This window comes from Skermanella pratensis, from assembly GCF_008843145.1.
GTDB lineage: Bacteria > Pseudomonadota > Alphaproteobacteria > Azospirillales > Azospirillaceae > Skermanella > Skermanella pratensis.
Genome location: NZ_CP030265.1, coordinates 4,329,074 through 4,343,010 on the forward strand (window position 1 = coordinate 4,329,074; position 13,937 = coordinate 4,343,010).

The 13,937-nt window shown below is 66.5% G+C and carries 12 protein-coding genes; 6 read left to right on the forward strand and 6 right to left on the reverse strand.

Annotated features, from left to right (window positions below):
- Window positions 1-42: 42 nt before the first annotated feature.
- Window positions 43-1,980 (forward strand): sigma-54-dependent Fis family transcriptional regulator, encoded by a 1,938-nt coding sequence (locus DPR14_RS19915; protein ID WP_211103829.1) that lies wholly within the window; start codon window positions 43-45, stop codon window positions 1,978-1,980.
- Here DPR14_RS19915 and DPR14_RS19920 read toward each other — a convergent pair.
- Window positions 1,974-2,600, reverse strand: a complete 627-nt coding sequence (locus tag DPR14_RS19920; protein ID WP_246148363.1) for a trimeric intracellular cation channel family protein — start codon at window positions 2,598-2,600, stop codon at window positions 1,974-1,976. The genes DPR14_RS19915 and DPR14_RS19920 overlap by 7 nt on opposite strands.
- A 103-nt stretch (window positions 2,601-2,703) precedes the next feature.
- Here DPR14_RS19920 and DPR14_RS19925 point away from each other — a divergent pair, with 103 nt between their 5' ends.
- Complete coding sequence (locus tag DPR14_RS19925) at window positions 2,704-3,933, forward strand: Bcr/CflA family multidrug efflux MFS transporter (protein WP_246148366.1); 1,230 nt, start codon at window positions 2,704-2,706, stop codon at window positions 3,931-3,933.
- Window positions 3,934-3,982: 49 nt separating this feature from the next.
- Here the strand turns inward: DPR14_RS19925 and DPR14_RS19930 are convergent, their stop codons facing one another.
- The 3 genes from DPR14_RS19930 to DPR14_RS19940 all read right to left on the reverse strand — a co-directional run bounded on the left by DPR14_RS19930 (window position 3,983) and on the right by DPR14_RS19940 (window position 6,372).
- Complete coding sequence (locus tag DPR14_RS19930; RefSeq protein ID WP_158046713.1) at window positions 3,983-4,942, reverse strand: Rpn family recombination-promoting nuclease/putative transposase; 960 nt, start codon at window positions 4,940-4,942, stop codon at window positions 3,983-3,985.
- A gap of 87 nt (window positions 4,943-5,029) precedes the next feature.
- A complete protein-coding gene (locus tag DPR14_RS19935; RefSeq protein WP_158046714.1) occupies window positions 5,030-5,215 on the reverse strand; it encodes a hypothetical protein in 186 nt (61 codons plus the stop codon).
- A 305-nt stretch (window positions 5,216-5,520) separates the two neighbouring features.
- Window positions 5,521-6,372 (reverse strand): extracellular catalytic domain type 1 short-chain-length polyhydroxyalkanoate depolymerase, encoded by an 852-nt coding sequence (locus tag DPR14_RS19940; protein ID WP_192499046.1) that lies wholly within the window; start codon window positions 6,370-6,372, stop codon window positions 5,521-5,523.
- 896 nt (window positions 6,373-7,268) lie between these two features.
- On the opposite strand from DPR14_RS19940, the gene DPR14_RS19945 reads away from it, so the two are divergent.
- The 4 genes from DPR14_RS19945 (at window position 7,269) to DPR14_RS19955 (ending at window position 11,503) form a co-directional block, all read left to right on the forward strand.
- Window positions 7,269-7,958, forward strand: a complete 690-nt coding sequence (locus DPR14_RS19945) for a LuxR C-terminal-related transcriptional regulator (protein ID WP_158046716.1) — start codon at window positions 7,269-7,271, stop codon at window positions 7,956-7,958.
- Window positions 7,959-8,106: 148 nt separating this feature from the next.
- Window positions 8,107-8,262: a hypothetical protein gene (locus DPR14_RS27510; RefSeq protein WP_192499047.1), complete on the forward strand. Its 156-nt coding sequence runs from the start codon at window positions 8,107-8,109 to the stop codon at window positions 8,260-8,262.
- 286 nt (window positions 8,263-8,548) lie between these two features.
- A complete protein-coding gene (gene glgC, locus DPR14_RS19950) occupies window positions 8,549-9,802 on the forward strand; it encodes a glucose-1-phosphate adenylyltransferase (protein ID WP_158046717.1) in 1,254 nt (417 codons plus the stop codon).
- Window positions 9,803-9,871: 69 nt separating this feature from the next.
- On the forward strand, window positions 9,872-11,503 hold the full coding sequence (locus tag DPR14_RS19955) for an alpha-D-glucose phosphate-specific phosphoglucomutase (protein ID WP_158046718.1): 1,632 nt from the start codon (window positions 9,872-9,874) through the stop codon (window positions 11,501-11,503).
- 36 nt (window positions 11,504-11,539) lie between these two features.
- On the opposite strand, the gene DPR14_RS19960 is transcribed toward DPR14_RS19955, so the two are convergent.
- Both DPR14_RS19960 and DPR14_RS19965 read right to left on the reverse strand, forming a co-directional pair.
- Window positions 11,540-11,935 carry a response regulator gene (locus DPR14_RS19960; RefSeq protein WP_158046719.1) on the reverse strand — a complete coding sequence of 132 codons (396 nt, stop codon included), beginning with the start codon at window positions 11,933-11,935 and terminating at the stop codon, window positions 11,540-11,542.
- Window positions 11,936-12,007: 72 nt separating this feature from the next.
- Window positions 12,008-13,843, reverse strand: a complete 1,836-nt coding sequence (locus DPR14_RS19965; RefSeq protein ID WP_192499049.1) for an MHYT domain-containing protein — start codon at window positions 13,841-13,843, stop codon at window positions 12,008-12,010.
- Between the last annotated feature and the right edge of the window lie 94 nt (window positions 13,844-13,937).

Consider the following 13,937-nt stretch of genomic DNA (forward strand, 5'->3'; position numbering starts at 1 on the left):
CTGAGCACCAATAATAGGATCCGGGCGAGGGAGTGTGAATACATGCCCAAGACGGGAATCGGGGCGACGATGTCGCCCCGTGCCGCTGCCCATGCCGATGAAGCGTCGATCATGCGGGCGTGGGAGGATTTCCTGGCCGGCGTCGACACCCATCCACCGGTCCGGAACGTGGTCGTCAATTCCTGGCGGCGCAGCCTGGAGAGCGGCGTAAACGCCCACGGCTCGCGCGCGCCCCTGGCGGTGCGGGACGACGGGCTGCACCATCTCCGCATCCGGAACCGCGACCTGCTGACGGGAGCGGCCGGCACCCTCGCCGAAGCGGTCGACCTGTTCATCGGCACCGGGTCGATCATGCTGGTCACCGACCCCGAAGGCGTCGTCCTGACCACGGTGGGCGACCGCGCGACGCTGGAAGCCGGCCGGGAGATCCACCTGGAACCCGGCGGCGCCTGGCACGAATCGGTGGCAGGAACCAACGGCATCGGCACGGCGCTGGTCACCCGGCAGCCGGTCCTGGTCCATGCGACCGAGCATTTCTGCGCCGGGGTCAAGACCTGGACCTGCGCCGCGGCGCCCATCCGCGACCCGATCGACGGGTCCCTGGTGGGGCTGCTCGACATCTCCGGCCCGCGCCAGACCTTCCAGCGCCACAACCTGGCGCTCGCCGTCGTCGCCGCCCGGCAGGTCGAATGGGCCATGGCCGACCAGGCCCGGCAGGAGCGTGTCAAGCTGCTGGAGGCCTGCGTCGCCAAGCTGCCGACCTGGGTCGAGGACGGCATCATCGCGGTGGACCGCAAGGGACGCGTCCTGCACATGAGCGAACGCGCCCGCGGCCTGCTGGAACACGGCTCGGGTCCTGCCCGCGTGGTGCTCGACAAGGAGTCCCGGGTCGCCAGCCTAGACCCGTCCTGCTGGCCGGCCGAGTGGACCAAGCCGCTGACGGTGGACGGCGAGACCCTGGGCGCTCTGCTGGTCATCCCGGCCAAGCCCCGACGCACGGCCAGGTCGGCGGGCCCGCGCCACGAGGCCGACTCGCGGCGGGGCAGTTTCGCCGCCATCGTCGGCTCCAGCCCCGCCGTCCGCACCGCCATCGACCGCGCCCGCAGGCTGGCGGGCCGCCGGGCGCCCGTGCTGATCGAGGGCGAGACCGGCACCGGCAAGGAACTGTTCGCCCGCGCCGTCCATGGCGAGGGTGCCGCGTCGCCGTCGGATCCTTTCGTCGCGTTCAACTGCGGTGCCGTTTCCAAGGAACTGGTCGCCAGCGAATTGTTCGGCTATGTGCGCGGCGCCTTCACCGGGGCGGCCAACGAGGGGCGGCTCGGCCGGTTCGAACTGGCGAACGGCGGCACCCTGTGCCTGGACGAGATCGGCGAACTGCCGCTCGATCTCCAGCCCTACCTGCTCCGCGTCCTGGAGGAGGGCATCGTCTACCGGGTCGGCGACAGCGAGCCGCGGCACGTCGATGTGCGCCTGATCGCGATGACCAACCGCAACCTGCGCGACGAGGTCGCCGCCGGCCGGTTCCGGCAGGACCTTTATTACCGGATCAGCGTGACGACGGTCCGCATCCCGCCGCTCCGCGACCGCGCCGGCGACACCGACCTGCTGGTTCCCCATTTCAACGAGTTGCTCGCCCGCCGCCACGATCTGGCGCCGAAGCGGTTCGAGCCGGCCGTGATGGACGCGCTGCGCCGCCACTCCTGGCCCGGCAACGTGCGCGAATTGCGGAACGTGGTCGAAAGCCTCCTACTGATGAGCGACGAGGAGGTCGTCACGCTCGCCGACCTGCCGCCCGACATCGTCCCGGCCCCGGCCGAACCGGCGGCGACCCACCGTCTCGACCGGTTGGAGCGCCAAGCGATCGAGGCCACCATCGCCGCCCATACCGGCAACCTGACCAGCGCCGCCCGCGAGTTGGGCATTTCCCGGACGACGCTCTACCGCAAGATGGAGCAGTACGGGCTGGAGCGGTATCAGTAATCCCGGCCGGGACGCGGCTTGTAGACCGGCAGCGAGACCCCGAAGGCGATTCCGATGGCGCGGATCCCGAAGGCGGTCAGGAAACCCGCCCCCTGAGACCACACGGTGTCCGTCCCCGCCAGGATCAGCAGAAGATAGGCCAGGGCGCCGGCCGCCGCGGCGGTCGCATAGATCTCCTTGCGCAGGATCAGCGGGACCTCGGCGCACAGCACGTCGCGGATGATGCCGCCGAAGGTAGCCGTCATGACGCCCAGGATCACGGCGACCGGCAGCGGTGCTTCTGCCCCCAACGCCTTTTCCGCCCCGGTCACGCAGAACAGCGCCAGCCCGGCGGCATCGGCCCAGAGCAGGACCTTGTAGCGCGACTCCAGGTAGGGTGCCGTGAAGAACAGCAGCACGCCGACGCCGATGCAGGTCATCACGTATTCCGGCGCCGAGATCCAGTAGACCGCCCCCTGTCCCAGCAGCAGGTCGCGCATGGTGCCGCCGCCGATGCCCGTGACGGTGGCGATCAGGCAGAACCCGACGATGTCCATCTGCTTGCGCGATGCCGTCAGCGCGCCGCTGGCGGCGAACACCGCGACTCCGCAGAGGTCGAGCCAGGCGATCCATTGGTCCAACGCGTATCTCCCATGCCGATGGTTTGGGCCCACACCTTCTATACAGGCGTGCCCAACGGTGCGAAGCTGGGCCGAGATATCCCCCCGCGACGCAGAAAACTCAATGACATCGCTGTCCGCAAGGCGGGCCCGGCCCGTCGATCCGCCCGAACGGGCGAAGCCCGTAGACCCGCGGTGGCTCGCCATCGTCCTCAGTTCCCTGATGGCCTTCGCCCCGCTGGCCATCGACATGTATCTCCCGGCCTTGCCGGAGATCGGCCGGAGTCTCGCCGCCTCTCCGGCATCGGTCCAGCTTTCGCTGTCCAGCTTCTTCCTGGGTTTCGGATCCGGCCAGTTGGTCTGGGGACCCTTGGGCGACCGGTTCGGCCGGCGCGGACCGATCACCGCCGGCATCCTGATTTATATCGCCGCCAGCTTCGGCTGCGCGCTGACCACCGACGCGGACCATCTGGTGCTGTGGCGGTTCGCCCAGGCTTTCGGTGCCTGCGCCGCTCCGGTGCTGGCGCGCGCAATGGTGCGCGACCTGTTCCCCCAGGATCAGGCGGCCCGCATGCTGTCGCTGATGATGCTGATCATGGGGGTGGCCCCCATGATCGCCCCGCTGCTGGGCGGCCAGGTGCTGGTGCAGCTCGGCTGGCGCGCGATCTTCTGGGGGCTGGCCGCCTTCGGGCTGGTGGTTCTGCTGGCACTCTTCTCGATCCCGGAAAGCCTCGCCCCGGCGGAGCGCCGGCGGGTCGGGATCGGTTCGATGCTGTCGGGCTACCTGCGCCTGCTCGGCAACCGCTCCTATCTGGCCTACTCCCTCGCGGGCGCCTTCTTCACCGGCGGGATGTTCAGCTACATCGCGGGGACGCCGTTCGTCTATATCGAGTATTTCGGGATATCGCCGCAGTTCTACGGCCTGCTGTTCGGCGTCAACGTCGTCGGCATGATGGTCTTCAACCTGGTGAACCGGCGGCTGGTGCTGGCGGTCGGTTCCGATCGCGCGCTGCGCTACGGAGCGCTCGGCTGCGCCGTGTTCGGCGTCGTCCTGGCGACGGTGGGAGGGACCGGAAGCTTCGGATTGGCGGGCATCGCCGTGCCGCTGTTCTTCTACCTCGCCATGATCGGGCTGGTCGGCGCCAATGCCATGGCGGGCGCCATGTCGGTGGTCCCCGGCATGGCCGGCGCGGCGTCCGGCCTTGCCGGGACGATTCAGTTCGGCGTGGGAGCCGCCGCGAGCGCCCTGGTCGGCTGGCTGTCCGACGGAACGCCCGGGCCGATGGTCCTGGTGATCGGCGTTATGGGGATCTGCTGCGCGCTGGCGGCGATGGCGCTTCCCGACCGCTCGTGAAATCGCGGGCGGCGACCGGGCATGCGGTTCAGGGATTCACCCGCGCCGGTCAATGGCGCTGGTCGTCCGGAAAGACGGAATCGAGCGACTCCGCCGTCAAGGAACGCCGCAAGATCAAATCGAGCTGATCGAAAGGCGTCCTACGAAGCCTTTCCTCGACAGCCGGCGGGATCGATCCGAATCGCGTCTCCAGGGTCAGCCGGATGCTCTCCAGCTTTCCTTCCGTCCTGCCCTCGATCACACCCTTGGCATGACCCTCGTTCAGCCATTGCTGTGCAGCGAGCGATACCATGTCCTGCTCCCGGTTGGGCCTGACCCTGCCGTTCACCATCCTCATCATGTCGACGGAGATCCGCGGGTACATCTCCAGCATATAGTACAGCACTTTCTCCGCCAGGGGCGAGCCCTCGCGCAGGCCCGACAGCACCGCCTCCAGCAACATCTCCGGGTCGGGCTGGCGGTAGACGTACTTCAGCGGCAGCAGCGCCGCCCGGACCTCCGGATCGGAGGACAGCTGGTCGTCGGGGATGGGAACGATGTTGCAGACGACGTAGCGGAAGTCGCGCAGCAGCTCCCGCAGGCCCTCGTCGGCACCGATGACGTCGATGATCGACGTCGGCACCGTCCACGGTCCCCGGCCGTGATAGAACACCAGCGGGACGACCGGGGGCAGCCGGCTCATCCTGGAAGCATCATCACCGACGAAGCTCTCCCAGATGTCGACCAGGTAGCCCAGCACCTGGAGCGGCGTCCGGGGATCGGGGTGGCTCTTGTGCTCCAGAAGCACATAGATCAGCAGGGTGCCGCCGTCGCGCAGGCGGACCGAGAACAGCCGGTCGACCCAGCTCGGAGTCAGCGTCCGGTCGACGAAGCTGCCGTCCAGCGGCACCGGCGGCTCGTCGCCCAGGCGGGCGGCGATCTCGGCCGGCAGGTAGTCGCGGATCAGGATGCCGGCCCGGACCGGATCGTCCAGCAATGCGCGGAACAGAAGGTCGTGCTGCTGGCCCATCGGGAGGCGACCGTCCGCATGCGGTGTAATGATCGCGGCACAAGACAGCCGTCCGGTCCGATCAGCAATGCGGCATCTCGCCGTGCGTCAGGCGGCCTTGCGAAGCTGATCGTTGGCGGGCTGACCCTGGAAGTTCGCGCTGCCGGTGCTGCCGGCGCCCTCGGCCTGTTCGTCCCGGGTCAGCTTGCGCGCGATCACGGTGGTCACGGCGAAATGAACGATGGCGATCAGGACGAGCAGGGTGACGACGTTGGCGGTGGCTTCGGTGAGCATTGGATTATTCCTGTCTTGGAAGTTCGTTTGTGCAGTGCGGTAAACATGGCTCCGGCACGACCCACGTGTCAAATACGGCATGGTGTATTTTGTATACCAAGATTGGGGAGCTGCCTTGCGTTTCGCGGATAGGTAACGCAAAACCGATCGAAACCTTTATCGGCGCCGTGTTTCGGATGTCCTTCGCGAATACCCGGCAGCTTTCGCGGGTTCGCACTGCCAGTCATTCAGCTTCGGAAACATTATGACGCACCGCAACATGGAAAAGCCATTTCCTTGCCTCCCGACATCCGTTTCCCATGATTTCAGTGCCGGCCGGAAGGACGCTGTACGGTCCATCGGCCGGGGCGCCGCTTCGACAAGCCCCAGAACCAGGCGATGTGCTCGACGCAGGCTATGCCCATGTCGAAGACATGGGGCGCCGTCATGACCGACCGCGCGCCACTGCCGGTCCGCACCGGCGTGCCATGCGCCATGCCCTTGACGACATATTCCTCGACGACCGCCTCGCCGGCCCGGTTCAGCCAGGCGCGCCGCATATGTCCGTTGACCTTGTCCACCGTGCCGGGACTCCGGGGCAGCCGGTGGACGCCCACCCACTGCTTGACGATTTCCGCGCCATTGGCGGGATTGACGGTCCGATCCGAATCGCCGTGCCAGACCGAAACACGCGGCCACCGGCCCCGGTGCGACGAGGCGGCTCGGACCAGTCCCGCCCAGACGATGGATGGCCTGACCCGACCGTGGACCATGGCATTGAGCGCATCCATCCTGCCATAGGCGGCCTTGTAGGGCATGCCGGCGATCACCGCGCCGCCCGCGAAGACGTCCGGATATGTCGCGAGGAGCGTGGCGGTCATCGCGCCGCCGGCCGACAGGCCGGTCACATAGATGCGGTCGCCGTCGAGCCGATGGTCGGCAACCATCCGGTCGACCATCTGGCGAATCGACAGGGGCTCCCCCTGGTCCCGCTCCATGTCGCCCGGCGAGAACCAGCCGAAGCACCTATTGAAGTTGTTCGCCCGCCTCTGTTCCGGCAGAAGCAGCGCAAAGCCGAGGCGGGCGGCCAGCCGTGACCATCCGATGCCATGGTCCAGGCTCGCCGCCGTCTGCCCGCATCCGTGCAGGGCCACGACCAGCGGAGCGTTCGCGGACAACCTTGGCGGCACATATCCATACATCCGGAGATTTCCGGGATTCGAACCGAACTCCTCCACCTCCACGATGTCGGGTCGCCATGATGGTGCGGCATGTCCGGAACCCGGGTTCCGGAACGCCGTCGCAACCCTGCCTGTCGCTCGGGCCATTGCCCTGCCTGCCGAAGTGATTGGAATTGCTGGGGAACCGGCCTCGTCGGCCGCCCGCTACCGGGAATGAACCCGTCGGGAAAGGGACTCGTTCCTTCGCAGTTGCGAAATCGTGGCAAGTCGCCGGAGGTGCCCTTGAATGCGGCAGGAACGTGTGCCTTATTTTTGGGCATAGTTACAAAAAAAGGATATAAGAAAGTTGGAGCATTAAGCAGTTGGCAAGCGCGCCGATATGTGCAAAAAAAAGCCGCCCCGAAAGGCGGCCTGAGTCTAGGGAGGAAACGCCCAAAGAGGCGTATGCAGCATCGCTGCTGCGATATCGAAGTTACCCGAAATCGGAACTCGATCAATGGGAAAGGCAGGTCGTCAGATCTGCCCTTCGCCATTTGCATGCCCGCACACCCGCTTACGGGCATGCGAAGGGCGCCAAGGCACGGATACCCCTTTCGAAAAGTTGCGTCAGGTACGGAGCACTTCGAACCGCGCCTCCTTCCGGTCGCCATTTCCCGCGCCCGGTATGCCACCAAACTCTTGTCAGACCAGCTATTCTCTCCCTGCCTATACCGTTCGAACGATGGCGGCTGGCGAGATACGCCGATCTATCCCTAAAATTCTATTAATTTCCCCTTTATATTGGTCATTTTTTGGACCATTCTTGGTCTCAAGAAGGTCACAACCCGCAAACGACTTACCAACCGGCCCCCCTCGTCTAGCTGCGCGGCAGCAATTTATAGGAACCCAAAGTCATGAACGCCAACGGCCGCACGATCCTCGTTGAATCCAACCGTCTTTTCCGTGAAGGACTGAAGCATCTGCTGGCTGGCACCCGCTTCGAGGTCGGTGCCGAGTTCAACACCATGGAGCAGGCGATCACCCACGACGGCCAGGAGGGCCTCGGGCAGAACGCCGAGCCGGCGCTGGTGATCACCGGACAGGCCATCAAGGCCGCCGCCGACCTGCAGCAGCTCCGGGACACCTATCCCGCTGCCCGTATCGTCGTGCTGGCCGACGACATGTCGGTGGACATGCTGCGCGAGGCGATGGGCGGCGGCGCGGACGGCTTCCTGATCAAGAACGTCTCGCCCGAAGCGCTGATCCAGTCGCTTCAGCTCATCATGCTGGGCGAGAAGGTGTTCCCGACCAATCTTGCCGCGATGCTGCTCGACATCAACGCGCCGTCGCCGCAGAACTCGATCCGCGGCCTGTCGCCCCGCGAGCAGGAGATCCTTCAGTCGCTGGTAACCGGTGCCAGCAACAAGATGATCGCGATCCGGCTCGGCATCACCGAGGCGACCGTCAAGGTCCACCTGAAGACGCTGCTGCGCAAGATCGATGTCAACAATCGCACCCAGGCGGCGATCTGGGCCATGAACAACGGCTTCTCGGCGGAAGGCTCGGGCACGCCGACCCGCAATCTCCAGGCGGTTTCCGCCTGAGGCGGAGCCCTTCCCCCGGGGAGCACTCCCCGGGGGTCGCGACAGGAACCAGGACGGCGACAACAGGCTGCGGACGGGACTTTCCATGAGCGATCACTCCAGACTTCACACGATTCCTGTCAAACTCGGTCTCAGCGAGCATTATCTGGTGGGTCGCATGCTGATGCTCCGGGAGCGGCTCACGCCGCAGCAGTGGAACGTCTACGACCGCAGCGCGGAGGCGATCTGCAACCAGATCCTGAGCCGGCTGCCCGCCGACAACCCCGACTCCGCCAAGTGGGACAACCGCCGCAAACGGGACTGAGGCACACGGCCGAAGCCGGTATTGCGCCGATCCGAACGGCCGCGCCCCGGGCAACGGGGCGCGGCCGTTCGCCGTTCTGCGAAATGCAAGTGACGGCTCGGAACTGTTTTTAATTCAGTCTGAAAAACGCAATAAACGAGGAGGGATTAATCCCCTGGACAAAAGCATCATCGCGGTGCAACAAAGCTACCTTTTCCCGCATCGGCTGTTACTCTGATACCGAAGTGCGAAAGCCATATCCAAGAGCGTCGATCCCCCAACGGACGCCAAAAGAAGGAACAGCTTGATGCAACTCAAGATCATGGGACTGATCCTCGCCGGCGGCAAAGGCACGCGGCTGTTTCCGTTGACGAAGGAGCGGGCGAAGCCGGCCGTACCCTTCGGCGGCAAGTACCGCATCGTCGATTTCGTCTTGAGCAATTTCATCAACTCGGGAATTTTCTCGATCTATGTCCTGATACAGTTCCGCAGCCAGTCCCTGCTCCAGCATCTGCGCGATGGCTGGCAGTTCGGCGGACTGCTGCAGGAACAGTTCATCATCCCGGTGCCGGCCCAGATGCGCTCGCCCGGGGAGACCTGGTACAGCGGCACGGCCGACGCCGTGGCCCAGAACTGCAACCTGATCGAACAGTCCCGGCCCGACCTCGTCGTGCTGTTCGGTGCCGATCACATCTACCGGATGGACATCCGGCAGATGATCGAGTTCCACTCGCGCAAGAATGCCGGCGTCACCGTCGCCGTGATCCCGGTGGACAAGAAGTACGCCAAGGAGTTCGGCGTGATCGAGGTGGACGAGGACGGGCGGATCATCGGCTTCGTCGAGAAGCGCGAGGATGCCCCGACCATGCCGGGCGACCCGACCAAGGTCCTGGCATCCATGGGCAACTATATCTTCTCGACCGACCTGTTGCTGAAGATGGTCTACGACGACGTCAAGAATCCGAACAGCTCCCACGACTTCGGCAAGGACATCCTGCCCGACCTTGTCGGCAAGGTCGAGATGTTCGCCTACGACTTCCAGACCAACCGGATCGCCGGCGACCCGCCGGACCGGGTCCCCTACTGGCGCGACGTCGGCACTCTGGACGCCTATTACGAAGCCAGCATGGATGTCCGCGCGATCGATCCGCCGCTCAACCTCTATAACCGCCAGTGGCCGCTGCGCACCTCCGGCTATTCCGACCCGCCGGCCAAGTTCGCCTTCGACGAGGACGAGCGCCGGGGACAGGCGATCGACAGCATGCTTTCCGGCGGCTGCATCGTTTCGGGCGGCATCGTCAAGCGCTCGGTGCTCGGCCGCTGGGTGCGAGTCCATTCCGGCGCCCTGGTCGAGGACAGCGTGATCTTCGACAACGTGGACATCGGCCGCCGGGCCAGGATCCGCCGCGCGATCATCGAGAAGAACGCCCGCATCCCCGCCGACGCCGTGATCGGCTACGATCTCGATGAGGACCGCAAGAAGTACCATGTCACCGAAAGCGGAATCGTGGTCATCGACGGCACCCGCTCGCCGGTGCCGCTGGGCCACATCACCGTCTGAACCGGTACCCGGCCCACCAAGGCCGGCTCACGGCGCGTCATTATACCGATCAAGCGAACAGGAACAGGAATGGCTCCGGTGATCGTTCAAACCACCCCCTTCGACGACCAGAAGCCGGGCACCTCGGGACTGCGCAAGAAGGTGGCCGTCTACAGTCAGCCGCACTACGTGGCCAACTTCGTCCAGTCGATCTTCGACGCGATGGACGGTATCCGGGGCCAGACCGTCGTGGTCGGCGGCGACGGGCGCTTCTACAACGCGGAAGCGATCCAGATCATCATCAAGATGGCGGCGGCCAACGGCATCGGCCGCCTGCTGGTCGGCCGCGGCGGCATCCTGTCGACGCCCGCCGCGTCCAACGTCATCCGCAAGCACAAGGCGTTCGGCGGGATCATCCTGTCGGCCAGCCATAACCCGGGCGGACCCGACGGGGACTTCGGCATCAAGTACAACACCGGCAACGGCGGCCCGGCACCGGAGCGGATCACCGACGCGATCCACCGCCGGACCGGCGAGATCACCGAGTACCGGACGGTGGAGGCTCCGGACCTCGACCTCGACCGGCTGGGCGAAACCCGGCTCGACGGCATGGCGGTGGAGATCATCGACCCGGTCGCGGACTATGCCGGGCTGATGGAAAGCCTGTTCGACTTCGACCGCATCCGCGCGATGTTCCAGGGCGGCTTCCGCATGACCTTCGACGCGCTCAGCGCGGTCACCGGCCCCTATGCCACGGAAATCCTGGAGAACCGGCTGGGCGCTCCCGCCGGGACCGTGCTGAACGGGACTCCCCTGCCCGACTTCGGCGGGCACCACCCCGATCCCAACCCGGTCCATGCCCACGACCTCGTCGCCGCCATGACCGGGGCGAACCCGCCGGACTTCGGCGCCGCGTCCGACGGCGACGGCGACCGCAACATGATCATGGGGCCGAATCTTTTCATCACGCCCAGCGACAGCCTGGCGGTCCTGGCGGCCAATGCCCATCTGGCTCCAGGCTATTCAGCCGGCCTCAAGGGCATCGCGCGTTCCATGCCGACCAGCCGCGCCGCCGACCGGGTCGCGGCCAAGCTGGGCATTCCCGGCTTCGAGACCCCCACCGGCTGGAAGTTCTTCGGCAACCTGCTGGATGCCGGCATGGCCACCCTGTGCGGCGAGGAAAGCGCCGGGACCGGCTCGGACCATGTCCGCGAGAAGGACGGGCTGTGGGCCGTGCTGCTCTGGCTCAACATCCTGGCGGTCCGGGACGAGCCGATCGGCCGCATCATGACGGGGCATTGGCGCGAGTACGGTCGCGATTACTATACCCGGCACGACTACGAGGACATCGAGACCGCGACGGCGGACGCGCTGATGGCCGATCTGCGGGCGGCTCTGCCGACCCTGCCCGGCAAGGTTTTCGGGGAGACTTCGGTCGAAGCCGCGGACGATTTCGAGTACCGCGATCCGGTGGACGGTTCGGTCGCCAGCCGCCAAGGCGTGCGCGTCACCCTGAAGGACGGCTCCCGCGTGGTCTACCGCCTGAGCGGCACCGGCACCGGCGGCGCCACGCTCCGCGTCTACATGGAACGCTACGAGGCCGATCCGGCCGGCCAGGACAGGGACGCGCAGGAAGCCCTGTCGGGCCTGATCGCCATTGCCGACGGGATCGCCGGCATCCGGTCGCGGACCGGGCGGGAAGCGCCATCGGTCATCACCTGACCGGCGGCCGGGGAGCCGCCCGCAGGGGCGGCCCCGTCAGGAGGAAGCGGTTCCGGCTTCGGAGCCCAGCATCGACTTCAGCGTCCGCAGCATGCCGGCGAGGTCGAGCGGCTTGGTGAAAATCTCGATCGGGCCGTCGATCTCGACCCGGAGACGGTGTTCCACCGCCTCCGACAGATAGCCGCTGGCGACGATCACCGGCAGCCGGGGAGCGGCGACCCGCAGGCGGGCGGCCAACTCGTCACCCGTCATGCGCGGCATCTTCAGGTCGGTGACCACGGCATCGGCCCCGTCGCGTTGCCAGATGTCCCAGGCCTCCTGCCCGTCACCCGCCAGGCTGACCCGGAAGCCGCGCCGCTGAAGGACATTCTCCATCGCCATCGCGGCAAGCACCTCGTCGTCGACGACAAGGATGTGGCGTTGGTCCGACATTGTCCGCTCTCCCTGAACCGTATAGACCCATTGAACACCGGAATCGGGTAATTGGCACTTCCGAAATTGTGCTTATTCCGCAAGCGGCAGCCGGACCTCGAACCGGGCGCCCGTAACCGTGCCGTCCTCGACGATATTGCCGGCCGAAATGCGGCCCGTCATCGCCTCGATGATCCGGAAACAGATGGCGAGGCCCAGGCCGGTGCCGCGCCCCGCCTCCTTGACCGTGAAGAAGGGATCGAAGATGCGGGCCATGTCGCGCGGCTTGATGCCGGTGCCGGTATCGGAAACCCGGATCACGAGCGCGCCCGCCGCGGCGTCGGCCCGGACCGTCACGTCGATCCGGCTGTCCCGGTCGGGCGCCACCGCGACCCTGTCCTGGACGGCGTCGCGGGCGTTCGTCAGCAGGTTCAGTACAACCTGCTCGAGTTGCAGCGGGCGGCCCCGCGCCTGGACCGGCTCCTCCGGCAGGTCGAGCACGACGGTGACTCCCTCCGCCGCGAATTGGCGCTCGATCAGCTGGACCGAGACCCGCAGGCTGTCCCGCACGTCGAACACCTCGGTGGTGCCGGTGTCGCGGCGGCTGAAGACGCGCATGTGGTCGACGATGGCGCGCAGGCGCTGCGCCTGCTCGACCGCCACTTTCATGACCTGCTTCAAATGGTCCCTGTCGAACTCCCCGTCCTCCATGGCCAGCAGCGCGTCCTCGCTCCACAGCGAGATCGCGTTGAGCGGCTGGCTCATCTCGTGGGCTATGCCGGCCGCCATGGTGCCGAGCGTGGCGAGACGGGACGCCTGATCGAGTTCCTCCTCCAATCGAAGCCGTTCGGTGAGGTCGCGGAAAGTGAGAACGATCCCGGCCACCGCGGGCTGGTGCAGCAGGTTGGTCGCGATCACCTCCAGCGTCCGGTAACCGCCCTCGGGCAGTTCCGTCCTCACGGTCCGGCTGACGCTCTCGCCCGGCCGCGACGCCGCGTCGGAGACCAGCTCGGCGACGTTCCCGCCGTCCCCCTGCACGATCTCCGCGGCGGGCCAGCCCAGCAGCGCCGCCTCGGAACGGCCTAGGATCCGGGCGACCGGGCCGCTGGCGAATCCGATGGTGCCTGCATGGTCGGTCAGCACCGTGGCGTCCGACGCATTCTGGACCAACGCCCTGAAGCGCAGTTCGCTGGCCCGCAGCATGCCGGCTTCCCTCTGCGCCAGCCGGCGGTCGACCATCGCCGAGAACAGGGCCATGGACAGAAGCGAGAAACTGACCACCGTCACCAGGGTGCCGACCACGGTCTGGTCGAGCCCGTCGCCGCTCGGGCCGGGCAGATCGGCGTCCACCACGAAAGTCGCGGCCGCCATGCCGGTATAGTGCATGCCGACGACGGCCAGCCCCATGACGCCCGCGGCGGCGAGCCGCTGAAGCCCCGAACCGGTACGGAACGCCAGCCGCAGTGCCGCGACCGAGGCGCCGATGGCGATGAGCACCGAGACGACGACCAGGACGGGATCATAGTCCAGCCTCGCCTGCATCCTCATGCCGGACATGCCGAGATAATGCATGGAAGCGATGCCGGTCCCCATCAGGGCTCCGGCGGCCAGGATTCGCCGGGAGGACGACGCGTCGGCATTGACGACGAACAGGCCGATGCCGGTGACGATGACAGGGAGCAGCAGCGACGCGATGGTGACGCCGGAGTCGTAAGCGACCGGCATCGGCATCATCCAGGCCAGCATGCCGACGAAATGCATCGCCCAGATGCCGCCGCCCATCGCGACGGCGGCGGCGACGATCCAGGTCCTCGCGCCCTGCCCGTCGGCGGTGCGGACGCGGGTAGCCAGATCGAGGGCGGTGAACGAGGCGAAGACGGCGATGGCGTAGGACAGCAGCACAAGCGCGGTATCGTAATGCCCGCTCATGCCCATGATCGTCCCGTCATTTCCAGCCTCCCTTAGGTTGCGAGAGGCTTATACGACGGTCAATGTCCGCTGGCACCTGACCTTTCGGTCCTTT